At 57.5% G+C, this 23,621-nt stretch carries 25 protein-coding genes and 1 pseudogene; 7 read left to right on the forward strand and 19 right to left on the reverse strand.

The features are described 5' to 3' along the window. Positions 1-1,065: a DUF2955 domain-containing protein gene (locus AC0TOY_RS19955; RefSeq protein WP_473722432.1), complete on the forward strand. Its 1,065-nt coding sequence runs from the start codon at positions 1-3 to the stop codon at positions 1,063-1,065. On the opposite strand, the gene AC0TOY_RS19960 is transcribed toward AC0TOY_RS19955, so the two are convergent. Together AC0TOY_RS19960 and AC0TOY_RS19965 are read right to left on the reverse strand one after the other, a co-directional pair. Further along, the gene (locus AC0TOY_RS19960; RefSeq protein WP_148768522.1) at positions 1,056-1,436 is read right to left on the reverse strand and encodes a tautomerase family protein; all 381 of its coding nucleotides are present in this window, start codon (positions 1,434-1,436) and stop codon (positions 1,056-1,058) included. The two genes, AC0TOY_RS19955 and AC0TOY_RS19960, sit on opposite strands and share 10 nt — an antisense overlap. Further along, positions 1,436-1,744, reverse strand: coding sequence for a carboxymuconolactone decarboxylase family protein (locus AC0TOY_RS19965; RefSeq protein WP_148768523.1), 309 nt, complete (start codon positions 1,742-1,744; stop codon positions 1,436-1,438). The genes AC0TOY_RS19960 and AC0TOY_RS19965 overlap by 1 nt, the downstream gene beginning before the upstream one ends. Before the next feature lie 97 nt (positions 1,745-1,841). On the opposite strand from AC0TOY_RS19965, the gene AC0TOY_RS19970 reads away from it, so the two are divergent. Further along, positions 1,842-2,705, forward strand: a complete 864-nt coding sequence (locus tag AC0TOY_RS19970; RefSeq protein ID WP_148768524.1) for a LysR substrate-binding domain-containing protein — start codon at positions 1,842-1,844, stop codon at positions 2,703-2,705. Here the strand turns inward: AC0TOY_RS19970 and AC0TOY_RS19975 are convergent. Further along, the gene (locus AC0TOY_RS19975; RefSeq protein WP_473701982.1) at positions 2,695-3,963 is read right to left on the reverse strand and encodes a DUF445 domain-containing protein; all 1,269 of its coding nucleotides are present in this window, start codon (positions 3,961-3,963) and stop codon (positions 2,695-2,697) included. The two genes, AC0TOY_RS19970 and AC0TOY_RS19975, sit on opposite strands and share 11 nt — an antisense overlap. A 242-nt stretch (positions 3,964-4,205) precedes the next feature. Between AC0TOY_RS19975 and AC0TOY_RS19980 the strand changes: the two genes are divergently transcribed. The 3 genes from AC0TOY_RS19980 to AC0TOY_RS19990 are packed head-to-tail and all read left to right on the forward strand — an operon-like array spanning position 4,206 to position 5,572. Beyond that, a complete protein-coding gene (locus AC0TOY_RS19980) occupies positions 4,206-4,568 on the forward strand; it encodes a tlde1 domain-containing protein (protein WP_021240619.1) in 363 nt (120 codons plus the stop codon). Beyond that, positions 4,568-5,080: a hypothetical protein gene (locus AC0TOY_RS19985; protein ID WP_024908305.1), complete on the forward strand. Its 513-nt coding sequence runs from the start codon at positions 4,568-4,570 to the stop codon at positions 5,078-5,080. Before AC0TOY_RS19980 ends, AC0TOY_RS19985 begins: the two co-directional genes overlap by 1 nt. Further along, the gene (locus AC0TOY_RS19990; protein ID WP_473722434.1) at positions 5,081-5,572 is read left to right on the forward strand and encodes an Hcp family type VI secretion system effector; all 492 of its coding nucleotides are present in this window, start codon (positions 5,081-5,083) and stop codon (positions 5,570-5,572) included. A 21-nt stretch (positions 5,573-5,593) separates the two neighbouring features. On the opposite strand, the pseudogene AC0TOY_RS19995 reads toward AC0TOY_RS19990, so the two are convergent. Together AC0TOY_RS19995 and AC0TOY_RS20000 are read right to left on the reverse strand one after the other, a co-directional pair. Continuing rightward, a pseudogene (locus tag AC0TOY_RS19995) lies at positions 5,594-6,220 on the reverse strand (LysE family translocator). 47 nt (positions 6,221-6,267) lie between these two features. Next, a complete protein-coding gene (locus AC0TOY_RS20000) occupies positions 6,268-7,011 on the reverse strand; it encodes a helix-turn-helix domain-containing protein (RefSeq protein ID WP_032649933.1) in 744 nt (247 codons plus the stop codon). Between the two features lie 150 nt (positions 7,012-7,161). On the opposite strand from AC0TOY_RS20000, the gene AC0TOY_RS20005 reads away from it, so the two are divergent. After that, positions 7,162-8,532: an NAD-dependent succinate-semialdehyde dehydrogenase gene (locus AC0TOY_RS20005; RefSeq protein ID WP_473722435.1), complete on the forward strand. Its 1,371-nt coding sequence runs from the start codon at positions 7,162-7,164 to the stop codon at positions 8,530-8,532. A gap of 45 nt (positions 8,533-8,577) precedes the next feature. Here AC0TOY_RS20005 and AC0TOY_RS20010 read toward each other — a convergent pair whose 3' ends face one another. Together AC0TOY_RS20010 and AC0TOY_RS20015 are read right to left on the reverse strand one after the other, a co-directional pair. After that, a complete protein-coding gene (locus AC0TOY_RS20010) occupies positions 8,578-8,898 on the reverse strand; it encodes a hypothetical protein (protein ID WP_048992924.1) in 321 nt (106 codons plus the stop codon). After that, positions 8,898-9,443, reverse strand: a complete 546-nt coding sequence (locus AC0TOY_RS20015) for a YfaZ family outer membrane protein (RefSeq protein ID WP_047746519.1) — start codon at positions 9,441-9,443, stop codon at positions 8,898-8,900. The genes AC0TOY_RS20010 and AC0TOY_RS20015 overlap by 1 nt, the downstream gene beginning before the upstream one ends. 411 nt (positions 9,444-9,854) lie before the next feature. Between AC0TOY_RS20015 and AC0TOY_RS20020 the strand changes: the two genes are divergently transcribed. Further along, positions 9,855-11,213 carry an esterase-like activity of phytase family protein gene (locus AC0TOY_RS20020; protein WP_473722436.1) on the forward strand — a complete coding sequence of 453 codons (1,359 nt, stop codon included), beginning with the start codon at positions 9,855-9,857 and terminating at the stop codon, positions 11,211-11,213. 289 nt (positions 11,214-11,502) lie between these two features. Here AC0TOY_RS20020 and yjiA read toward each other — a convergent pair whose 3' ends face one another. The 12 genes from yjiA to hpaD form a co-directional block, all read right to left on the reverse strand. Continuing rightward, positions 11,503-12,456 (reverse strand): GTPase, encoded by a 954-nt coding sequence (yjiA, locus tag AC0TOY_RS20025; RefSeq protein ID WP_417927890.1) that lies wholly within the window; start codon positions 12,454-12,456, stop codon positions 11,503-11,505. 10 nt (positions 12,457-12,466) lie between these two features. Continuing rightward, positions 12,467-12,670 (reverse strand): YbdD/YjiX family protein, encoded by a 204-nt coding sequence (locus AC0TOY_RS20030; RefSeq protein ID WP_003856610.1) that lies wholly within the window; start codon positions 12,668-12,670, stop codon positions 12,467-12,469. 65 nt (positions 12,671-12,735) lie between these two features. Further along, positions 12,736-14,889, reverse strand: a complete 2,154-nt coding sequence (locus tag AC0TOY_RS20035) for a carbon starvation CstA family protein (RefSeq protein WP_032649928.1) — start codon at positions 14,887-14,889, stop codon at positions 12,736-12,738. Positions 14,890-15,080: 191 nt separating this feature from the next. Beyond that, a complete protein-coding gene (locus AC0TOY_RS20040; protein WP_024908296.1) occupies positions 15,081-15,998 on the reverse strand; it encodes a helix-turn-helix transcriptional regulator in 918 nt (305 codons plus the stop codon). A 179-nt stretch (positions 15,999-16,177) separates the two neighbouring features. Then, positions 16,178-16,690: a 4-hydroxyphenylacetate 3-monooxygenase reductase subunit gene (locus AC0TOY_RS20045; RefSeq protein ID WP_024908295.1), complete on the reverse strand. Its 513-nt coding sequence runs from the start codon at positions 16,688-16,690 to the stop codon at positions 16,178-16,180. A 17-nt stretch (positions 16,691-16,707) separates the two neighbouring features. Then, entirely contained in the window at positions 16,708-18,270 is a 1,563-nt protein-coding gene (hpaB, locus tag AC0TOY_RS20050; protein ID WP_008501307.1) for a 4-hydroxyphenylacetate 3-monooxygenase, oxygenase component, read from the reverse strand. Positions 18,271-18,466: 196 nt separating this feature from the next. Next, the gene (gene hpaA, locus AC0TOY_RS20055) at positions 18,467-19,357 is read right to left on the reverse strand and encodes a 4-hydroxyphenylacetate catabolism regulatory protein HpaA (RefSeq protein WP_473722437.1); all 891 of its coding nucleotides are present in this window, start codon (positions 19,355-19,357) and stop codon (positions 18,467-18,469) included. Then, on the reverse strand, positions 19,329-20,681 hold the full coding sequence (hpaX, locus tag AC0TOY_RS20060; protein WP_473722438.1) for a 4-hydroxyphenylacetate permease: 1,353 nt from the start codon (positions 20,679-20,681) through the stop codon (positions 19,329-19,331). Before hpaX ends, hpaA begins: the two co-directional genes overlap by 29 nt. Before the next feature lie 21 nt (positions 20,682-20,702). Further along, on the reverse strand, positions 20,703-21,500 hold the full coding sequence (gene hpaI, locus AC0TOY_RS20065; RefSeq protein ID WP_090419165.1) for a 4-hydroxy-2-oxoheptanedioate aldolase: 798 nt from the start codon (positions 21,498-21,500) through the stop codon (positions 20,703-20,705). Between the two features lie 9 nt (positions 21,501-21,509). Next, a complete protein-coding gene (hpaH, locus tag AC0TOY_RS20070; RefSeq protein WP_049122729.1) occupies positions 21,510-22,313 on the reverse strand; it encodes a 2-oxo-hept-4-ene-1,7-dioate hydratase in 804 nt (267 codons plus the stop codon). A 64-nt stretch (positions 22,314-22,377) separates the two neighbouring features. Further along, entirely contained in the window at positions 22,378-22,758 is a 381-nt protein-coding gene (locus tag AC0TOY_RS20075) for a 5-carboxymethyl-2-hydroxymuconate Delta-isomerase (protein ID WP_024908289.1), read from the reverse strand. A 9-nt stretch (positions 22,759-22,767) separates the two neighbouring features. Next, positions 22,768-23,619 carry a 3,4-dihydroxyphenylacetate 2,3-dioxygenase gene (gene hpaD / locus AC0TOY_RS20080; protein WP_032649922.1) on the reverse strand — a complete coding sequence of 284 codons (852 nt, stop codon included), beginning with the start codon at positions 23,617-23,619 and terminating at the stop codon, positions 22,768-22,770. Positions 23,620-23,621 lie beyond the last annotated feature (2 nt).

The following is a 23,621-nucleotide window of genomic DNA, read 5'->3' on the forward strand; positions in this document are numbered from 1 at the left end:
ATGTCTATTACTACCCTGGCGCGGGTGTTTACCCCGCACGGCAACATCGTCTATACGGCAAACGACTTTCGCCAGACCCTGCGCATCGTCTTTGCCGGGATGATTGCGCTCAGCATCTCCAGCTTCTACAACACCAGCTATGGCGTATTTTTCGTGGTCTACCCGATTATGCTGCTGTCGCTGGTGCCGGTGTTTAACCGCCACGTGGCGAAGCAGTTTATCTTCAGCGCATCGCTCAACTGCGTCGAAATGGTGATTATCATCGGCTATCTGGCGCAATGGCCGGTCATCATGACGCTGGTGGTCTTCGCCCTGTACGTGATGCGCTTTCGCTTTATGAGTAAAGGGCCGCTGTTTTTGTTCGGGTCCATGGGCGTGGTGTGCCAGAGCGTGATGCTCAACTTTATGAGCTACCCCACCACCAACTGGCACACGCTGCTGTTTTCCAACATCGAAGCGAGCGTGATGGCGGTGTGCCTGAGCGCGCTGATGAACTATCTTCTGCCGGACGTGGAGCCCCGCAAGCCGCCGCCGCTGATTGAGAAAGACGACGCCCGCGTGCGCCACGAGTCGCTGCTCTCCGGCACCGTCGCGACGCTGATATTCGTCGTTTTTCAGATCAGCGATTTAAGCGATTCGCTTTCGGCGCTGATGGCGGGGATTTTAATCCTGTTCCCGATGCACTATCGCGGTTCGGTGATGAGCTCCATCTGGCGCGTGGTCGGCGTGGTGCTGGGCTGCCTCTATATTCTGGTGGTGCAGCTGATCCTCTACGATCACAGCAGCCATATGCTATTGATGATGCCGCTGATCGGCCTCGGGCTGGCGTTTGGCGCGCGCCTGCACGTGATGGAGAAGGTGGGCGCAGGCGTGGGGTTCTCCAGCATCACCACCATCGGCATTATGTTCGGGCAGAACATGCACCCGGACACTGACCTGGTGTTCAGCGATCTGTACCGCATCACCTCCGTCACCTTTTCGCTGGTGGCGACGCTGACGATGGTCTTTCTGGTGCACCTGATCCTGAACCGCTTCGAGGCGACGCGCTACGTCATTCAGGGCTGATAGCGTATGCCGCCGCTGAAGCTCCAGTCTTCAGCGGCAGTAAACTGGATAACGACCATCACGTCCCCACCATTGATGCCCATCTTCTCATTCAGCTGCGCAGCCAACTGGCGGTAGAGCGCCGCTTTTTGTTCTTCGCTCCTCGGCTTACCGGCCACGATATTGAACAGTATCGCCCCCTCCGTTCTGCCCGGGCTGAGATAGTGCCGATCAACGTATCGATCCCCGGCAGCGAAGCATTCAAAAAAATGAAACCGGTCCTGCGCGGGAACGGCGAAGGTTTCCGTCAGCGCCTGGTGCAGAATGTCCGAAATCTGTTTTTTCTGCATCTCGCTATAGCGGCCACCCGTCATGATGCGAACAAACGGCATTATTGTTTCTCCTCTGCCAGGCAGGTCAGGGCGCTGACGGCTGCCGGCCAGCCTGCGTAAAACGCCAGATGAGTAAACGCTTCGGCAATCTCGTCGTCCGTCACGCCGTTTTTTCGGGCAAAGTCGATATGCCAGGGAAGCTGCGCGGTACGCCCCAGGGCGGCCAGGGCGGCAAGCGTGATCAGGCTGCGATCCCGCGGGGCCAGCTGCGGACGCTGCCAGATATCGCCAAACAGCACCTGCTGGCTGAGTTCCGCCAGCTTAGGGGAGACCTGCGCAAGCGTGTCGCGATTCAGTGTTGTGCTCATTTTTATTCCTCCTGTGGTCTGGAAATCACTCTCGCAGGCTGCCACCATAAATAAAATTGCAATGTTCAGGACCAAATGTCCTGAAAATGAGGATGATATGGATAAACGCTTTTCAGCATTAGACCTGGACGCGCTGCGCAGCTTTGTGGAGGGTATTCAATCCACCAGCTTTGCCGAGGCGGCGGACAGGCTGTGTCGGTCCACCTCTGCGGTCAGCGCCCAGCTAAAAAAGCTGGAGCAGCAGTGCGGCGTGGCGCTCACCGTGAAGCAGGGGCGTACGCTGGCTCTGACCCGGGAGGGTGAAATTCTGCTGAGCTACGCCCGACGCATGCTGGCATTAAATGATGAAGCGCTCCGGGCTATCAGGGGGGAGTTGCTTCAGGGCGAGGTGCGTCTGGGTATGCAGGAGGACTTTGGGGAGTCCGTGATGCCGCAGGTTATCGGCGATTTTCACAGACAACACCCTGAGCTTCGCATGATCGCGCGCGTCGATCGCAACCCGCCGCTGCTGCGGGGCGTGGCGGCAAACGAACTCGATCTGGCGCTGGTCTGGCAGGAAGGACGAGAAGGCGACTATGTGCGAAGCGAGCCGCTAAAGTGGATTTGCCGGTCCAGCGAGGACATTGAGGCACTTCTGCAGCGAGGTGAGCCGCTGCCGCTGGTAATGTTTGACGCCCCCTGCCTCTTGCGAAGCCGGGCTATCGCATCGCTGGATGCCGCAGGTATTCCCTGGCGTATAGCTTTTACCAGCTATAGCCTGAGCGGACTGTGGGCGGGCGTCAGCGCGGGGCTGGGTATCACGCTCCGCACGCGTATTGGCCTGCCCGAGACGTTACAGGTCGACAGCCGCCAGCTGCCAGATACAGGAGAGTTGGGAATAGCGCTGCATCAGGGAAGCGCCTCCGCCAATGCCGCTATTTCCAGCATGAAGGCGCTGATCCTCAGGACGCTCAATGGATAAGCGTCGGGATTTGCGAGAGTAAAAACAGAATCAGGCCAATCGTCCCGCCCACCAGGGTGCCGTTGACGCGGATAAACTGCAGATCCTTGCCAATGTTCAGCTCAATCTGGCGGGACATGTCTTTGGCATCCCAGCTTTTCACCGTGTCGCTGATATGGCGTGTCAGGAACGCGGCAAAATCCGGCGCGAGGCGGTGCGCGGCCTGCTCCAGATGCTCGTTCATTGAGGCCTGCAGGTTCGCATCGTTCGTCAGCGTTTCACCAAACCAAAGCCCGGCGTTGGCGATGCGCTGCTTCACGCGCGAGTCCTCACTCTGCATGTCCGCCTTCAGCCACTGGCGCAGGTCGGCCCACATCTCACCCAGATAGCGGTTAAACGCCTCATCGTTTTTCAGATAGTGCTTGATGTTGTCGGCTTTGGCCGCCATGTCCGGATCGTTTTTCAGGTTGTCAATAAGCTTCAGCGTGGCGCGGTCAAATGCCTGGCGGATCTGGTGCGTGCGGTCATGGCTGATATCGTCCAGCAGCGTGTTCACCGCGTTTGACACCATCTCCGCGCTTTGATCGCCCAGCCACTCGGTGGGCAGCACCATCGCCTTGCGCGGATGCTCGGTCTTGAGCCAGTGGACGATCTGGTCGGCGATAAAGTCCCGCGTGCTTTCCCGCTGAATGAGGGTAATCAGGCGATTGATGATGGCGTCCAGCAGCACCTGATGGCGGTTGTTTTTGGTCATGCTCTCCAGCATCACGGCGCTGGTTTCAGTGAAGTCGACCTTGTCGATGGCCTTATGCACCGCGCGTTTGAGCAGGCGTTGAATGCGCCCGTCGTCGGTCAGCTCGAGAAAACCGCTCATCACCTGCATCAGATGCAGCCCGACGCGCTGGGCGTTGTCGGGCTTGCTGAACCAGGCACCAATCATCTGCGCGGGCTCATAGCGGCGGATCAACGCCACCAGCGACTGGGTATCGAGAAATTTCTCCTGCACAAACTGGCCGAGATTGTCGCCGATCCGGTCTTTATTGCGCGGGATGATCGCCGTATGGCGGGAGATAAAGGGAATCGGCACCCGGCGGAACAGCGCGACGACCGCAAACCAGTCAGCCAGCGCGCCGACCATTGCCGCCTCGGCAATGGCCTTGACGCCGCGCACCCAGAAGGTCTGCGGCAGGAACAGGGTGGTGATAAACGCCGCGGCGGCAACCAGCAGCAGCGCCAGCGCCAGCAGCTTGGCGCGTTTGAGTTCAGCTATTTTTTCCATGGGTTAAGGATAGAGGCAAGTGAACCAAAAGTGCAAAACTGGTGTAAGGGGAGAGACGCATTCTCTGCCTGACACACGGCTTTTATATAAAAATTATATAAATCAAAATTATCTATTATTAATTTTTCTATATTTTTTGTGCTTATTTATTTTCGGACGTAATGTTTTGTGACCGTCGTAGTCATTTTAACGCTCCTGTTAGCCATACGATAAAGGACTATTTATGAAAGGAGACGGTATCGATGACATGGGAGTATAAAGTTTCGACGGGGGTATTGAGCCATAATGGTGTGTTTGTCGCTAACTGCTACAGCGGTGCGGGTGAATCGAAAGATAAGCCAGAGTGTGAAAGTCAACGAAACAGAGGCCCCATTCCCAGAGGTATTTATTTTATTGCCGGGTGGAATAATCATAAAAGTGCTGAGGCCATTATTCTTGAGCCTATAGCGGGGACCAATACCTTTGGTAGGGATCATTTTCAAATTCATGGTGATAAAAAAGGTCAGCCACCAGGCTCTGCATCAGCAGGTTGTATCATTATGAATGGTCAGGACAAGCGTCATATGATTTATGATTCGGGTGATACAATACTGGTGGTGCGATAATGAAGTATATTATGGTGCTATTCTTCTTGTGCTTACCGATGGGTTTATTTGCCAAAAACCACACTCCTGAACAGATCCTGCAAATGATAAACGGCAAAGGCGCCATGTCTGTTGTAGCGGAGCTGGATTCAAATGATACGGGTGAGTCGGAATGGTGGAATCATGTCATACCAGAGATAAGTAAAGGAACTCAGGCATGGTTAGCCGTGGCGAGTGCCCTTGAACCCGGAGTGGACGCCAGTAAGGCTGAAGATTTAAAGGCGGCGCTTTCTGAAGCCATCCCACATAACCCTGAAGGTGTCTTAGCAATCTTAAAAGACGATAAACCGTTACTCACTGTTGAACAAATTTGCGCGTTTGCTAATTTCCCCGAAACGGAGGCAGAAAGTAATAAGCTTTTTGTGGATTCAATCAGGGAGATGTTCAAAATAAAAAGCCCGCAGGGTAAAAGATGTCTCGCCGTTATGATCTCAACTGTTGAACACTCTGTTCCATTCGATAAGGATATGTAAATGGCCATTCCGGGATATATGTCATTAACTGACGATGCGGGTAATAACATAAAAGGCAGCGTGAAAGTTAAAGACCGTGAAAACCAGATTGAGGTTTTAGGGCTCTATCATAACGTAAGCTATAATTATGACCTGCATAATGGCAGAGCATTGAGCAAACGCCAGCATCGTCCCTTTCTGATTGAGAAAGAAATAGATGCCTCCAGTGTTTTTCTCTATAAAGCACTCAGCACGGGCGGTACGTTCAGGAAAGCGACTATCGACCTGTACAGAATCAATGATGCCGGTCAGGAAGAAATCTATTTCACGATAACGCTGGAAGCGGTGAAGGTCGTCACGGTGTTTTCATTAATGCATGACGTGAAAGAGACTTACCATGAAAAACAGGGGCATCTTGAGCTTGTTTTGCTTCGTTATGAAAAGATTACCTGGCATTACTGTGACGGTAACGTTATTCACACGGATGACTGGGATTATCGGTTAGGGGCATAGAAAACGGCTGATAAGATTCTTTCATATCACCCGCCACAGCACCCACCCGCCAAACCCCATCAGCACCACACCCGCCGTGCGCTCAATACACCACAGCGCACGGCTGAGCTTCTGTTGAACCGACGATAGCCCCATCAGCGATACCAGCGCCAGATCCCACGCCAGCACCACCATCACCATCCAGACGCCGCACGTTGCCTGCTGAAGCAGCGTCACGTCCGGCCCCAGCAATGCCGTCATCAGGGCAAGATAGAACAACGCGTTCTTCGGATTAAGCAGCGCCGAGCCGAGCCCCAGCAGGATCTGCTTGCGCAGCGAGGGGCAGCGTTGACGGGTTTCATTCAGCCTCATCGCCTGCGGTTGGCTGCGCACCAGATGCGAGCCGATCCACAGCAGGTACAGCGCCCCGCAAAGCTCTATCAGAGTAAACAGCCATGCAAACTGGCGCAACGCGTTCCAGCCGATAATCACCAGTAAGATTTACAGCCCGTTGCCCGCAGCGATGCCGACGCACAATCCGGTGCTGCCGCGCAGTCGGTAGCGCGCCGCGTAGCCCACCAGCAGGAAAAAGTCCGGACCCGGGCTTAACAGGGCGACAAAATGCGCCAGCGCCAGGGCGAGAAAAGCAGAAGGGAAGAACAGTTCCATAGCAACCTCGGTTAACAATCTGAGGTCAGGCTACGGTGATGCCAACGTTATTTATTGTCTGATATTGATCGGCCCGTCGCGTACTGGCGCGGCGTGGCGGCGGTATAGCTGACGAAGGTCTTATGAAAATGGCTCTGGTCGGCAAAGCCGCTCTGGTAGCCGACGTCGGCGATGTCGTCCCCGGCACGTAGCCGCGCTTTGGCGAACTCCACGCGGGAGATGTTGAGGAAGCTGCCCGGCGTCAGGCCGGTATCCTGCCGGAAGGTGCGGATCAGCGTCTCTTTGCGCAGCGAGAATCGTTGGGCAAGTTCGTCAAGCGAAGGCGGTGCGGCCAGGTCGGCAAGAAACGCCTGCCGCACGTGCTGACTGGTTGAGCGAAGCGCATCTGCGTTTTCCAGGCGGCGGGGCAGGGCTGAAAGCAGCGTGTCCACGGAGGCAGGCGACATCGTCTCAACAATCTCAAGGTAGCGCTTAAAGAGCGTACGGTCGCGAATCACCTGGAGCGCCAGAGGAAGATCGGTGTCGATATAGAGCATATGGTAGCTGCGCGGTTGCCCGGCGACGGGGTTGCAGCTGTGCGGCGCATAGGCCGGGATCACAATGAGGTCCCCGGGGTTAAGGATGTATTCTCTGTCATGACACACGCAGCAGGTCTGGCCTTCCACAATCGCGCCGATGGAGAGCTGCGGGTGACAATGACGTTTATACGCCTGCGTGCTCTGCCACGTGCTGCGCAGCTCAAGGCCTGAGGCGCGGTGAAAAGTCTGCCGGATGTGTCGGGTATCGGTCATATGAACTCCTTCAGGACGTTTTTATACCACGTCAGCGAACCGTCTGGCAGCGCTTCATTAAGAACCTTCCGGATATACCCAACTTTACGTCCACAGCCAGTCATGTTGACTACCCTTAATACCCTAAGCGGTAAAACAAGGAGATTCGACATGGCTTATCAGACAGTAAATCCTGCCACTAACCAGCTCATCAAAGAATACCCCTCACATACCGACGCGGATATTGAAGCGGCCCTGAAGGCGGCCGATGCGCTTTACCATTCGGACTGGGCGAAAGGCGACATCAGCCAGCGCCTGCCGGTGCTGCATAAGCTTGCCGACCTGATCGACGAGCGCACCGAGGATCTGGCGAAAATCGCCAGCCAGGAGATGGGTAAGCTCATCGAACAGAGCCGCGGCGAGGTGAAGCTGTGCGCGCAGATCGCCCGCTATTACGCCGACAATGCGAAGCAGTTCCTGGCCCCGGTGAAGTACGACTCTGAGCTTGGGGAAGCGTGGGTGGAGCATCACCCCATCGGCGTGCTGATGGCCGTTGAGCCGTGGAACTTCCCGTATTATCAGCTGATGCGCGTCCTGGCGCCGAACCTGGCGGCGGGCAACCCGGTGATCGCCAAGCATGCCAGCATTGTGCCGCACTGCGCTGAGACCTTTGCCCATCTGGTGCGCGAGGCGGGCGCACCAGAAGGGGCGTGGACCAACCTGTTTATTTCGTCCGAGCAGGTGGCGAACATCATTGCCGACGATCGCGTGCAGGGCGCCGCATTAACCGGCTCCGAAAAAGCCGGCAGCGTGGTGGCCGCACAAGCGGCGAAGCACATTAAGAAATCCACGCTGGAGCTGGGCGGTAACGACGTCTTCGTGGTGCTGGATGACGCGGATCTGGACAAAGCCGTGAAGACTGGTGTGAATGCGCGCCTCAACAACGCCGGGCAGGTCTGCACCGCGGCGAAGCGCTTTATCCTGCATGAAAAGATTGCGGATGCTTTCCTGAGCAAATTCACCGAAGCGTTTAAGCAGGTGAAGATTGGCGATCCGCTGGACGAAAGCACCACGCTGGGGCCGCTGTCGTCGAAAGATGCGCTTGAAACACTGACCAAACAGGTTAACGAGGCGGTGAAAAGCGGCGCCACGCTGCACTATGGCGGCAAGCCGGTGCAGCGCGACGGGAGTTTCTTCGAGCCGACGATCCTGACGAACATCTCGCGCGACAACCCGGCGTACTTCGAAGAGTTCTTCGGCCCGGTGGCGCAGATATACGTGGTGAAAAACGACGACGAGGCGGTCGCGCTGGCGAACGACTCCCACTACGGCCTGGGCGGGGCGGTATTCAGCCAGGATATCGAGCGCGCGAAGAAAATGGCGTCCCGGATCGAGACCGGGATGGTGTACATCAACTGGCTTACCGATACCGCGCCAGAGCTGCCGTTCGGCGGCGTGAAGCGCTCCGGTTACGGACGCGAGCTGTCGGATCTGGGGATCAAAGAGTTTGTGAACCAGAAGCTGGTGGTGGTGCGTAAGTAAGAGGCCATAAAAAAACCTGCCAGCCGGCAGGTTTTTTTAAGGGGATTATTGCACTTCGATCTTGTCCCAGCCGCTTTTAAACATGCAGCTGTCAACCAGCGTATCCCGGCGATATTCATTCGCGTCTTCAACCGTGTAGCTCGTGGAAATATCCTTTTTCTTTTTCGATTTGTCCGTTTTTTCCGAGCTCGAACCGGTCACCACGTTATCCGGGGGAAGGTCGATCAGTGCCTGCGCTTCGCATTCCGTGAGCTTTTTATTCATTTCCACGTCGCTGACGCCCGGTTTCACCCATTTGTACTGGACGCAGCCGGTGAGCATCAGCGTGAGGCTCAGAACGCAAAGCGCGGTCATGCGGTGTTTCATCAGAAGGTGACTCCACCGCCAACATATGCGCCGTCAATAAGCGTATGGTTCGGACGACCGTCTTTGCCATCAACGCTCACGTGGCGGTAGCCCACTTTCAGGGTCACCGGCGCGATCGGCGTCCAGCTTACGCCGCCGTTGGCTTCCACGTAGTTTTTCACGCTGTTGTTCAGCCCTTCTGGCGCCACGTAGCCTTCACCGTACACGTGGATGCTGTCGGTCAGGGCAACGTTTACGCCGCCGCCGATCGGGAACGCCACGCCGTTATCGCCTTTTTTCGGGCCGATGTAGATGGCTTTGGCACCCGCATTCAGCATTACCGGGCCTACTTCCAGGTTGTAGCCTGCGCCCACGCCGCCGGTCTGGGTACCGTCATCGGTGTTTTTAAGCCAGTTGCTTTCGGCATACAGGCCGGATGAGGATTTCCCCATTTCCAGGTTGAGGTTGGTAAAGTTTTTACCCTGCTCAATGCTGCCACCCATTGCCAGAGCGGAACCCGAGAGGGCGGTCAGAGCAGAAAGAAGAAGGATATTCAGTTTTTTCATGTTTTATGCCTCGTCATTAAATTCATCTGGGGGCACCTTAACAAGCGATTTTTATGACTGCAAATGTGATGAAAGTCGCTGTTTTATGCTGATATTGTTAAGTTTTTTATAGAAGTTGTTGCAATGCTGTTTGATTGCCGGGGTGTCAACGGGTGATGTTTTGGTGTTTAGGAACCGTTTAATTTTTTGACTAAACATAAACTGAACGAAGAAGGGATAGTGATTAGAGGTGAATTAATTGAGTTTCTAATAATTTCCAAAAGTATTTCAGTTGTCACACAATACAACACAACCTTACATTTCCGGGCATTGAATATACGTTCACTCGCCCATGCCGGTTGCCTTTCCATGTCATTTTTCTGACACGTTTATTCTTTACGTTGTTGGCTTCACTAACTGGATGCTAACAATATGAAAAGAAAAATTATTCCTGTGTTTATCGGTTGTGCGCTCTCTTTCTCTGGCCTGGCGGCACAGCCTACCGCTGAGCGCTATGTCGTCAGCTTCCCTGACGGCTCCCATGTGAAATACAGCGGCGCGTTTGCCGATGCGTTCCCGAACGGTCTCCCGGTGGGGATTGGCTCTGGCCTGCTGTTTACGGGCAAGCAGGACGATGCCCTGACGTTTGCGACCGTGACCGATCGCGGTCCCAACGCCGATGCGCCAAAAATGGGTAAAAACGAAGCCAAAATATTTGTCACGCCAGATTTCGCGCCGCTGCTGATGACCATCCGCGTCCAGAACGGCAAAGCAGAGGCAACGGATGCCCGTCCGCTGCATGACGATAAAGGCGAGATTAACGGTCTGCCGCTGCAAAGCGGCGTGATTGGTTCCACCAATGAAGTGGCGTTCAGCGATACCTTAAAGACGCTCAAGGGTGACAACCGCGGACTGGATACGGAAGGCATCACGCCGGACGGCAAAGGCGGCTACTGGCTGTGCGACGAGTACGGCCCGTTCCTGATTAACGTCGACAGCAAAGGCAAGATCCTCGCGATCCACGGGCCGCAGGCCGCGGAAGGGGAAAAATCCATCGCGGGCGGTCTGCCAAACGTTATTAAATGGCGTCAGGCAAACCGGGGCTTTGAAGGGCTGACCCGCATGCCGGACGGACGCATTATCGCCGCCGTGCAAAGCACGCTGGATATCGACGGGAAGAGCAAAAAACAGGCGCTGTTTACGCGTCTGGTGAGCTTCGATCCGGCGACCGGCAAAACCGCGATGTACGGTTACCCCATCGACAGCGCGGCCTACGATAAAAACAGCGACGCCAAAATCGGCGACATCGTGGCGCTCGATAATCAGCACATCCTGCTGATTGAGCAGGGAAGCGATAAAAACGACGGGATGCGTAACCTGATTTACAAGGTGGATCTCAGCAAGGCGAGCGATCTTTCCGCCTTTGACAAGCCGGGCGAGTACCCGGAGTTTGATGATGAGAAAACCCTGGCGCAGCGCGGGATTACCCTTGCAGCAAAAACGCAGGTCGTCGATCTCCGCGCGCTGGGCTGGCAGCAGGAGAAGGCCGAAGGGCTGGCGCTTATCGACAGCAAAACGCTTGCGGTGGCGAACGATAACGACTTTGGCGTGAAGGTGGCGATGCAAAACCCGGTCGAGGGCAAAAAGCTCAAGGATTATCGGGTGAACGCGGAAGGCAAGCTGACGCTGGATGATAAGCCGGTGGAAACCACGCTCAGCGTGAAGCCGCTGAAGAAGCCGGAGTCCGACAGCGAGCTGTGGATTGTGACGCTGCCGGAGGCGGTGAAATAAGTTTTCTACTTACCCTCTCCCCACAGACTGAGGAATCTCCAGTAATTTTTTTTACTGAAAGCGACGAGAGTAGTTACAAAAATGACGGGCTTATAGCGACGACCTGGTCCGGCTGTAAATCGCTGAGGCGTTTCCTGCAGGCCGGGGCGAGGCGCAGGGATGCGCCGAGAAGGCGGGCTTTACAGGGATGTTACCTCCGCCCTCTCCCTCAAGGGAGAGGGGGCCGTCTGTGCAGGCAATATTTTGTGGGGATCCCTCAGCCCCACAGAGGAGAGGGGATGCATGGCGGCTATTTCTTCAGACCCGCAAACGCCGCCCGAATCTCCTCTTCCGGCAGCTGTATACCAATAAACACCATCACGCTGCGCGGTACTTCATCGCCCCACGGTCTGTCCCAGTCGGCGCTGTACAGGCGCTGAACGCCCTGGAACAGCAGGCGGTTGGGTTCGCCGTCAATCCACAGCATCCCTTTGTAGCGCAGCAGCTTGTCGGCAAACGACAGCAGCAGGTTCTCCATCACGCGCGAAACCTCGCTGATGTCCACCGGGTAGTCCAGTTCCACCACAATCGACGCCACGTCGTTTTGCTTGTCTCCCATAAAGTGGAAGCGCGGTTTCGCGGTGACGTTCTCTTCCAGCATAAAGCCGTTGGTGTTGAACAGCTGAGACAGGTCGATATCACCGTGCGTCACCGTGTAAATTGGCGCGCGGGAGTTGATGCGCGTCAGGCGCTCGCGAAGCTTAACGCTTTCGCCCGTCACGTCGGTTTTGGTCAGCAGGATGCGGTCGGCGTAGCCCACCTGAGACTGGGCGATGGTGAACTGATTCATCTGCTCATCGGCGTGGACCGCATCGACCAGGGCAATGACGCCGTCCAGCAGATAGCGCTGGCAAAGGATCTCATGAGAGAAAAAGGTCTGAATAATCGGGCCGGGGTCGGCCATGCCGGTGCACTCGATCACCAGGCGGTCAAAGTCGATTTCACCGCGATCGCGGCTGTCGAGCAGGTCCAGCAGGGCGTCTTCCAGCTCGTTAGAGCGGGTGCAGCAGATACAGCCGTTGGTCAGGGTTTTGATCTGCGTGGCGCGATCGCCAATCAGCTGGTCGTCTACGGAGGCTTCGCCAAATTCGTTTTCGATGACGGCGATTTTAAAGCCGTGCTGTTCATTCAGGATGTGGCGCAGCAGGGTGGTTTTACCGGCGCCGAGGAAACCGGTCAGCAGGGTAACGGCAATCGGGGTCATGGTCTCTCCTTTAGCAGCAGCGGACGCCGCCTTCTCCACTTCCGCCGTAGCGCGCTTCCTGACGCTCGCGGAAGAATTCGGTGTAGGTCATGTACGGCTTATCCGGATGGTTGGTCTTCATATGCTCAACGTAGTTGTCATAGTCCGGAATGCCAATCAGCATTTTCGCCGCCTGACCGAGGTATTTTTTTGCTTCGCCTAAGTTACCAAACATAACGGGTCCTGATAAGAAAAAGCCCGGTGGCGCGCAGCGATCCGGGCCTACAGTTACATGCTGGATTAATGGTGTGAAGAGGTCTTCACGCCGCCTTCCGGCACCGGCACGTACGGGGTTTCTTTGTCCGTACGGCCTTCAGCGTTACGCACTTTCAACCAGGTTTTGATGCCGTAGAAGATAATGCTGTACACCACCACCAGGAACAGAATGCTCAGACCCGCGTTGGTGTAGTTGTTCACCACGATATGGTTCATGTTGGCAATCTGCTGGGCAGTCAGGTCTGCGCCGCCTGCGGCAATCTTCTCTTTGTACTGGTTAGCCATGAAGAAGAAGCCTTCCAGCTGCGGGTTGGCGCTGAACAGCTTCAGGCCAAGCGCCCAGGTGGTGCAGAGCAGCAGCCACAGCGCAGGAACAACCGTTACCCAGATGTATTTGGTGCGTTTCATCTTCACGAGGACCACGGTGCCGAGCACCAGCGCCACGGCAGCCAGCATCTGGTTAGAGATACCGAACAGCGGCCACAGGCTCTTCACGCCGCCCAGTGGGTCGACAACGCCCTGATACAGCAGGTAGCCCCACAGGCCGACGCAGCCCGCCGTACCCAGGATGCCCGCTACCAGAGAGTCGGTTTTCTTCAGGAACGGCACGAAGTTACCGAGCAAATCCTGCAGCATGAAGCGGCCTGCACGGGTACCGGCGTCCAGCGCGGTCAGGATGAACAGCGCTTCGAACAGAATACCGAAGTGGTACCAGAAGCCCATGTCCGCCCACGGCAGCACTTTGTGGAACACGTGTGCGATACCGACAGCCAGTGTAGGAGCGCCACCTGCGCGGTTCAGCACGGACGGTTCGCCGATGTCCTTCGCGGTCTGCATGATCTGCTCAGGCGAAATCACGAAGCCCCAGGAGCTGACGGTCGCCGCCGCGTGTGCGCTGGCGTCTTTCAGCTGCGCCATAATCAGCGCCGCGTTGTCGCCGCCCATCTCGTGCAGGTTAGGCATAGTAATGCCGAGACCCGCCGGCGGGGTGTTCATCGCGAAGTACAGACCCGGTTCTATGATGGACGCGGCAACCAGCGCCATGATCGCCACGAAGGACTCCATCAGCATCGCGCCGTAGCCGATCAAACGTGCGTCTTTCTCGTTCGCCAGCAGCTTAGGCGTGGTACCGGAGGAGATCAGGGCGTGGAAGCCGGAGACCGCACCGCAGGCAATGGTGATGAACAGGAACGGGAACAGGGCGCCTTTCCACAGCGGGCCGGTACCGTCGATGTACTGCGTTACCGCCGGCATTTTCAGATCCGGGTTAATCACCAGAATGCCGATCGCCAGACCGACGATAACGCCGATTTTCAGGAAGGTCGCCAGGTAGTCGCGCGGGGCCAGAATCAGCCAGACCGGCAGCAGCGCGGAGATAAACGCATAGCCAATCAGCGCGAAGGTAATGGTGGTGTCCTTGAAGGTCAGCGCCGGGCCCCAGTACGGGTCGTGCGCAATCACGCCGCCGAAGTAGATGGAGGCCACCAGCAGCACGATACCGATCACCGACACCTCACCCACGCGTCCCGGTCTCAGGAAGCGCATGTAGATACCCATGAACAGCGCAATCGGCACGGTTGAGCAGACGGTGAAGACACCCCACGGGCTTTCGGCCAGCGCTTTCACCACGATCAGGGCCAGCACCGCGAGGATGATGATCATAATCAGGAAGCAGCCGAACAGGGCGATAGTCCCCGGCACGCGGCCCATCTCTTCTTTGACCATCTCACCCAGAGAGGCGCCGTTACGGCGAGAAGAGATAAACAGCACCATAAAGTCCTGCACCGCACCCGCCAGCACTACGCCAGCGAGCAGCCACAGGGTACCCGGCAGGTAGCCCATCTGCGCGGCCAGCACCGGGCCCACCAGCGGGCCTGCACCGGCGATAGCGGCAAAGTGGTGACCAAACAGCACGTAGCGGTTGGTTGGCACGTAGTTCAGGCCGTCATTGTTAATGACCGCCGGGGTGGCGCGCGTCGGGTCGAGCTTCATGACCTTCTGCGCGATGTACAAGCTGTAGTAGCGATAAGCAACAAGATAGACGGAAACGGACGCGACCACGATCCACAGGGCGCTTACGTGTTCGCCCCGGCGTAATGCGACAACCGCCAGACAAAAAGCGCCGAGGATCCCGAGTAAGGCCCAGGGCACGTGCTTCAGTAGTTTTTTAGTATCCATAGTAAGACCTGGTTTTTTATGTAAAGAAAAAAGGGTCAGGGTTCGTTGTGAGGAGGTATTGATTAATGCTGGAGCGATCGTGCCAGATCCTCGCGCGTGTAAAGGACGGTAAATGAATGAGTGGTTGAAAGTGACAGGTGAGCGGTCAAAGGCGGCGACGAGCGGTTCCGGCTCGCCGCCAGGGGGCGAAATTATGTGATTGAGATCACTTGATTATTCGGGTTGCGCTCCACCGCCAGATAGTGCTCCAGCGTTCCGAGCAGTTTTTCCTTCAGCCAGTTCGGCTCCAGAATCTGAATATGAGGCAGCCAGTAGAACAGCAGCGGCAGGATCTGGTTCTCGTGGGCCGCCTGGCAGCGCAGCGTGACGCCGCCCTGTTGCTCCGCCAGCAGCTCTTGTTCTGGCAGAAGATCGCGACGCAGGAAGTAATGTGAAATATTATCTTTGATGAATATTTTCACCGCGAAAGTATTTTCAGAGACCCAGGGGTCGAGGCTTTTTTCCAGCAGCGCAAGGACATTTTCTTCCGGGGTGAAGGTCGTTTTCTGAATATCAAACCAGCTAATCTGACTCAATGAGAAGGATTTCAGGCGGCTATTTTCGGTGGCTTGTAAATACCATATATTTTTTTTGTTAATGAGTTTATAGGGATTAATCAGACGGGTTTTCCCCTTATAAACAATCTGACAAACATTATGGTTTTTAATCGATCTCTCGATTTTCGTTAAATGACGGCGAATATCACGTTGTACCGTGTGTTCGGCTTCATTCGCAAGAATAAGAATATGGTTTTCGTCAACGCGCGTTTCAAGATTCTGCCAGAATTCCGTATTTCTTTCAGGGAAAAAGCTGTCAGCATTCAGGAAGTTAGCAAGAGTGTGATGTAAGCCTTGTCCACCGGGCGATTGTGCCGAATGGATCAGTCGATATAGCCCGTTACCGGTATGTTCAACAATGGGAGAGAGGGCATTTAAATCCCGGTAGACGGTGCGCTCGGTAATTTTGAATTTCTCCATTAGCGCACTGCGGTTTACCACACCGTTTAAATGTAGCTCAACCAGAATATCGACCAGACGTTCAGCCGAGCGGCTCCGCGTCGTTTTAGCCATAAGGTCATCCTGTATATTTAGGTATGCGCTGAATGATGCGGGTGCACTGACACAGAATGTCAGTATTCAGGCACAGAAAATTTCTCTTATGGTTATATAACGGCGTGATTTAGCGGAAACCTTAGGAGTTTTTGTAGAAAGCGGCGCTGGCCGGAAAAAAAAGGCCAGCGCGAGGGGGATTACAAGGCGGCTTCCGCCTCCAGCATAACCGGGTGGAAACGGCGCCTGAAGTAGATCAGGCCGTGTCCTGCGTCACTCAGAATGATGTTTTTAATTTCAACAAGGTAGACAAGATGCGTGCCGATGGTTTGCACCTGGCTAATCTCGCCTTCAAGGCTGGCCAGCGCGCCCTTGAGTACCGGCTGCGCCAGCGGGCCTTTTTGCCAGCAGGAGAGGGCAAAGCGCTCCTCCATCGTTATTCCGGTCATCCCGGCGAAATGACGAGCCATGATCTCCTGCTCGTGGTTCAGCACGTTAACGCACAGCCTGCCGTTACCCTGAAATACCGGATTCATGGCGCTGTTGGCGTTGATGCACACCATCACTGATGGCGGGGTGTCGGTCACCGAGCAGACGGCGGTAGCGGTGATGCCGCAGCGTCCGGCCTCACCCTCGGTGGTGATCACATTGACCGCCGCCGACAGGCTACTCATTGCGTCGCGAAAACGCAGGCGTTGTTCATCTGAATGCATTGCAACCTCCCGCTGCGCTATTTCAGCAGCTTGTCGAGCATGTTGATATCGCTGTTGTTGTGCAGGTGCGGTACGGTCCAGCCGTGCTGATCGTATTCGGACATGCAGCGGTCGACCATCGCCATCATCTTGTCCATGTTGCCGGAGCTCTGCGCCTGGCGCAGACACTGCAGGCGGATCTCATCCTGGCTGCCGGAGTAGTTAATTTCGTACAGCTCGTGACGACCGCCAAACTCGCTGCCGATGGCATCCCACATCAGTTTCAAAATCTTGATGCGTTCGACGTGATCCATGCCGTTGGAGCCGCGCACGTATTTCGCCAGATACTGGTCGATCTGCGGGTTGTTCAGATCCCGGGCGCTGGACGGCAGGTAGATCAGCCCGGAGGTGACGTTACGCTCGATGATGTTCTTGATCTTGGCGTAGGCCATCGGGGCCATCACGCGGTAGGTCTGCAGGGCGGCGTGATCCGGCAGATACGCACCGTTGACCCACGGTGTGGCTTCGGAACACATGGAGTCGCTCAGCGCCCAGAACATGTTGCGCCAGGCCACCACTTCGCCGAGATCCGCCTGCACGCCGCGGAACTCCAGGGTACCGGTGCACTCCAGGGATTTCTTCAGCAGGGCGGTGATAAAGTCGAGCTTCACCGCCAGACGCACGCAGGCCTGCAGCGGGTACATGCGGGCGAAACCGCCTTCCATCGTCCAGCGACGGCAGCGGTCGAAATCGCGGTAGATCAGCACGTTTTCCCACGGGATCAGCACGTGATCCATCACCAGGATGGCGTCGTTCTCGTCAAAGCGGCTGGAGAGCGGATAGTCGTACGGGGATCCGGTTGCGCCTGCCACCATCTCGTAGGAGGCGCGGGAGATCAGCTTCACGCCCTCGGCATCCATCGGCGCGACGAACATCAGCGCGAAGTCCGGGTTTTCGCCCATCACCTGCGCGGAACCGAAGCCGATCATGTTGTAGTGGGTCAGGGCGGAGTTGGTTGCCACCACTTTCGCGCCGCTGACGATAATCCCGGCGTCGGTCTCTTTCTCCAGCTTGATGTAGACGTCTTTTACCTCGTCCGCTGGCTTGTGGCGGTCGATCGGCGGGTTAACGATGGCGTGGTTGAAGTACAGGCCGGTTTCCTGAATGCGGGTGTACCAGTTCCGGGCGTTCTGCTCGAACTGGCCGTAGAAGGCCGGGTTGGCGCCCAGCGCGCAGCCGAACGCGGCTTTATAGTCCGGCGTGCGGCCCATCCAGCCGTAGCTCAGGCGCGACCACTCGGCGATGGCGTCGCGCTGCTGGCGCAGGTCGTCGGCACTTTTCGCCACGCGGAAGAATTTATGGGTGTAGCCGCCGCTGCCGGTGTCGGTGCCCCAGCAGAGCGTGTCCTGCATGTCCGGCTTGTGCAGCGCGTCGTACATCTGCGCGATGGAGGCTGCCGCATTGCGAAACGCCGGATGGGTGGTGACGTCTTTGACGCGCTCGCCGTAGATATAAATCTCACGACCGTCCTGCAGGCTTTTTAAATACTCTTCGCCGGTTAACGGGCGTTTGGCATCAGCGCGGAACTCTTCAGGCTTCATAGGGGACCTCGTATCGGAATAGGGTTGTTAAATTTATGTTTTGTTTTTGTTGTTTAATTGAAGCCTGAGAGGGACGTAACGTGAAGGGACGATTGGGACAACGACGGGTACTTTTCGGGTGGGATGTGGTTTTGTGATCTGTGCGGCTTTTCGGCGGGTGGCGCTGCGCTTACCCGCCCTACGAACCGTGATGCGTTCAGGAAACCGGTACTTTCTGCGCCCGATACGCGCTCGGCGAGCACCCCACTAAGCGGTTAAAAAATCGGGCGAAATAGGCCGGATCTTTGAACCCCAGCTGCCAGGCAATCTCGCTGACGGTGCTGTCGGAGAAGAGCAGCAGGCGCCTGGCCTCCCGCAGCTGGCGGTCGAAGATCAGGCGTTTTGGCGGGCGGTTGGCGAAGCGGCGGCAGATATCGGTCAGGCGAGATTCGGTCAGGTGCAGCTCGCTGGCGTATTCCGGCACCGTCCAGTGCTGGTGGTAGTGGGTGTCGATCAGCTGGGTAAAGCGCTGGAACAGCTTCAGCTCGCCGCGCATGCCGCCTGAGGCGTGGTCGTCGAGCTTCGCGTTGCGCAGCAGCAGGGTAAACACCGCCTGCGCCAGCAGGACCAGGGTATGCTCGCGCCCGGGCAGCTGCTCCGTGGATTCCCGGGCAATCAGCTGCCAGTAGTGCTTCAGCGCCGCCAGCTCGTCCGGCCTGTCGGAAAGCGAAAGGCAGATCCCCGGCAGGCCGAACGCCTCCCGCGTGCCGGGGTAAAGCACCTCCAGCAGCGGCCAGATCAGATCCTCGCGCACCGTCAGCACGTGCCCGTCGCTGTCGGATTCGGTGATAAACGCGTGCGGTACCGACGGCGGCGTGAGGACGAACAGCGGGGCCTGCACCGAGTAGCGGTGATCGTCGAGCTGGAGCTCAATCTGCCCGGTATCGAGAAAGTGCATCTGAAAATACTGGTCGTGACGATGCGCCTGCATGTCGCGGCCAAAAAAGGCCGCCATGCGGGCGAACGACTGGTAGTGCACATCGTCGGTGCCCAGACTTTCGTCGTACTCCTTGCTGATATCAATGTTGGCGATAGGGCTGTGGCACATGACCGTTCCTCTGTTGATCCCGCTGCGTCATCGGAATGCGCGTCAGCACCAGCGCGCCGACCACCAGCAGCCCGGCCACGAACCACAGCCCGGAGCTGAAGCTGCCGGTCGCGTCGCGCAGGATCCCAATCAGCAATGGGCTGACGGCGGATCCGACGTTGCCGATGGCGTTGATCACCGCCAGCGCCACCGCGCGGGACTGCAGGCTAATAACCCGATCCGGCGTGGTCCAGAATATCGCCATGGCGGTAAACGATCCGGTTGAGGCCATGATGATGCCAAGCAGCTGGATCAGGCTGTGATCCGTCGCGGAGGCCAGCATCCATCCCGCCGCGGCGAACAGGTACGGCAGGATGGTGTGCTTTTTTCGCTCTTTCAGCCTGTCGGAGCGGCGGCTCCACCAGATCATCCCGAGGATGGTGCAGAACTGCGGGATCGCCGCCAGCAGGCCGATGACGATGTTGCTGCTTCCCGTGTTGAAGCTTTGCAGGATCTGCGGCGTCCAGATGTTGATCGCGCTCAGCGTGTTGGTCAGGCAGAAGTAGGCCAGCGTGTAGAGCAGCACCGCCGGGGTCAGCACTTCGCGCAGGGTAGAGCGTGCCGAGGCAGGCTGCGTTACGGCCAGCTCCTGCTCGCGGGCGATCATCGTTTTCAGCGCCTGTTTTTCGTCGTCATCCAGCCAGGTGGCCTGGTCCGGCGTGTCGTTGAGGTAAAACCAGGTCACCACGCCGAGCACCACCGACGGTAGCCCCTCCAGCAGGAACAGCCACTGCCAGCCCTTGAGGTTCCATAGCCCGTCCATCGCCAGAATGTACCCGGAGAGGATCGAACCGAGCATCATGGTCACCGGCATGGCGATCATAAACAGCGCGTTTGCGCGGGCGCGGTGATACGCCGGGAACCACCAGGTGAGATAGACCAGGATCCCCGGCAGGAAGCCGGCTTCGGCAATGCCCACCAGCATGCGCAGGACGTAGAGCGTTTCAGGGCTGGTGGCGAACATGGTGCAGGTGGAGGCGATGCCCCACACCACCATGATCCCGGCGATCCAGCGCCGCGCGCCGATCTTCGCCAGCATGATGTTGCTCGGGATCCCGCACAGCACGTAGGTGACGTAAAACAGCGTCGCGGCCAGGCCAAACATGGTTGACGTGAGGCCCAGATCTTTGCCCATCGTCAGCCCGGCAAAGCCGATGTTGATGCGATCGAGAAACGAAAAGACAAACAGGATAAAGAGAAAGACGATCAGGCGTCGGAACAGCTTGTGAATGGCGCGATGTTCAACAGCTTTATTATCATGGGTTTGCAGGGTAGAGGTCGTCATGGTGCGCTCCAGATCTTACGTTTAGTAGACGGATTTATTGTTATTAACTGACGTAACCGGTTGTTCGATAAAACGTGCCGCCAGCGCTTCCGCGCCGCGGGCGAGCAGGGTGGTGTCGACGCCGACGGCGACAAACAGCGCGCCGAGTTCGAGGTAGCGTTTAGCCAGCTGCTCGTTCGCCATCAGGATGCCGGGGGCCTTACCGGCAGCGCGTATCTGCGCGATCGCCTGCTCGATGGCGGCCTGCACTTCCGGGTGCTGCGGGTTGCCGGCAAAGCCCATGTCGGCGCTCAGATCCGCCGGGCCGATAAACACGCCGTCGACGCCTTCCACGTCCAGGATCTGCGGCAGGTTTTTCAGGGCCTCGCGGGTTTCGATCTGCACCAGCACGCACATGGCGTCGTTGGCCTGCTGCAGGTAGTCCGGGATGCGGTTCCAGCGCGACGCCCGCGCCAGGGCGCTGCCGACGCCGCGAATGCCCGCAGGCGGGTAGCGGGTGGCACGTACCGCCAGCCGCGCTTCGTCGGCGTTTTGCACCATCGGCACCAGCAGGGTTTGCGCACCCACGTCCAGCAGCTGTTTGATTTGCACCGGGTCGTTCCACGACGGGCGCACCACCGGCTGGCTCGGATAAGGGGCGATAGCCTGCAGCTGGGTTAAGACGGTCTGCACGCTGTTCGGCGCGTGTTCGCCGTCGATCAGCAGCCAGTCGAAGCCTGCTCCGGCCAGCAGTTCGGCGCTGTAGCTGCTGGTCAGCCCCAGCCATAACCCAATTTGCGGACGGCCTGCTTTCAGCGCCGCTTTAAATGCGTTTTGCATCGTGCTCTCCTAGACAAAGCGGCAGCTGATGGAGCCCATGTTGCCGTAGTCGACGTGGAAGGTGTCGCCTCTGCTGGCGGGCACCGGGCGGGTAAACGAGCCGCCGAGAACGATCTGGCCAGGCTCAAGCTGCACGTCGTACGGCGCAAGCTTGTTGGCCAGCCACGCCACGCCGTTGGCCGGGTGGTTCAGGACGCCTGCGGCCACGCCGGTCTCTTCGATCACGCCGTTGCGGTAGAGCAGGGCGGAGATCCAGCGCAGGTCCAGCTCGTCGGGCTTAATCGGGCGGCCGCCGAGGATCACGCCCGCGTTGGCGGCGTTATCGGAGATGGTGTCGAAGACCTTGCGCGGACGCTGGGTCTCCGGGTCGACGTTGTGGCAGCGGGCGTCGATCAGCTCCAGCGCGGGGATGACGTAATCCGTGGCGTTGTAGACGTCGAAGATCGTGCAGTTCGGGCCGCGCAGCGGTTTTGCCAGTACGAAGGCCAGCTCCACTTCAATGCGCGGGACGATGAAGCGATCGACGGGAATGTCGCTGCCGTCATGGAAGAACATGTCGTCCAGCAGCGCACCGTAGTCCGGCTCGCTGATTTGCGAGCTGGCCTGCATCGCTTTGGAGGTGAGGCCGATCTTGTGGCCCTTCAGCACGCGGCCTTCGGCGATCTTCAGGCTGACCCATTCGCGCTGGACGGCGTAGGCGTCGTCGATGGTGATCGTCGGGTAGTCGAGGGAGATCTGACGGATCTGCTCCCGGGACTGTTCCGCCTGATGCAGACGATGGGCGATCAGGGTATGGGTATGTTTGTCGAGCATGGCGATATCCTGTTTTATGTTTTTTCTCCCTCTCCCTGTGGGAGAGGGGACAGACCGTGCGGTATTACTTAAACAACGCGTGCACGTTGTTCTGTTTGTAATTAAGCGTCGGGTGCAGTTCGTCGAGCTCAAACGACAGCGCCAGGTAGCGGCTCGCCATCAGTTCCGCAAAGTGCGCTTTGATCAGCCCAAATAGCATCTCCCCCACGGCTTCCCGGCTCTCCAGGCTGCGCCCCGCGCCAATCTTCAGCGTCATATGGACAAAGGCGTAATCGTGCTTGCCGTCGGCCATCTGCCAGGTGTCTAGCCAGTGGGCGCGGCTGCGGATACCGCCGAGCGGGAAGATGCCCGTGGCGGCGAGCGCCTCGTTCACTTTGGCGAACAGCCCCGGCAGGTCGGCCTGCTGGCGGATGTTGTCGGTACATTCAGCAATAAAGTGCGGCATGGTGGCTCCTTACGCGGGCAGGGGGAAAACGGCGTTGACCTGGCCGGTGCCGGAGCTGGCGAACAGCTCGGTGAGAAACTCCACCTTGCCGTCGTATTTGTCCCAGCCGAGCATGCCCAGCAGCATCACCGTGTCGTGCATGTTGCCCTCGCCGTAGCAGTAGTCGGCGTACTCCGGCAGCATGCTGCAAAACTCCTTAAATTGACCCTCGCGCCACAGCTTCACCACGCGCTCGTCCATCTGGCGGTCGAACTCGCGGGTATAGCTGTTCATCCCTTCTTCCGCGCGCTGGTCGTCGATAAAGCGGTGCGACAGCGAGCCGCTGGCGAGGACCGCCACGGTGCCGTCGTATTTTTCGATGGCGCTGACGATGGCTTCGCCCAGCCTGCGGCTGTCGGCGAAGTCGTGAACCGTGCAGAACGCCGAGATGGAGATCACTTTGAAGTGCTTATCCGCGTTCATGTAGCGCATCGGCACCAGCGTGCCGTACTCCAGCTTGAGGCTCGGGATGTTGTGCGCTTTGGCACGCACGCCGAGCTTCACCGCCTCGTCGGCAATCAGCTGGCCGAGTGCCGGGTTGCCGTCGTAGTCGTAGGTCATGTCGCGGATAAAGTGCGGCAGCTCGTTGCTGGTGTAGACGCCTGAAAAATGGTCCGCACAGTTGATGTGGTAGGCGCTATTCACCAGCCAGTGGGTATCGAACACGATGATGGTGTCCACGCCCAGCTCCCGGCAGCGCTTGCTGATCTCTTTGTGTCCGTCGATGGCCGACTGGCGGCAGCCGTGGTTTTTGCCCGGCAGCTCGGAAAGGTACATCGACGGCACGTGGGTGATTTTCGCTGCTAACGCTAATTTACCCATTT

The organism is Enterobacter sp. PL_is379 (assembly GCF_055817355.1).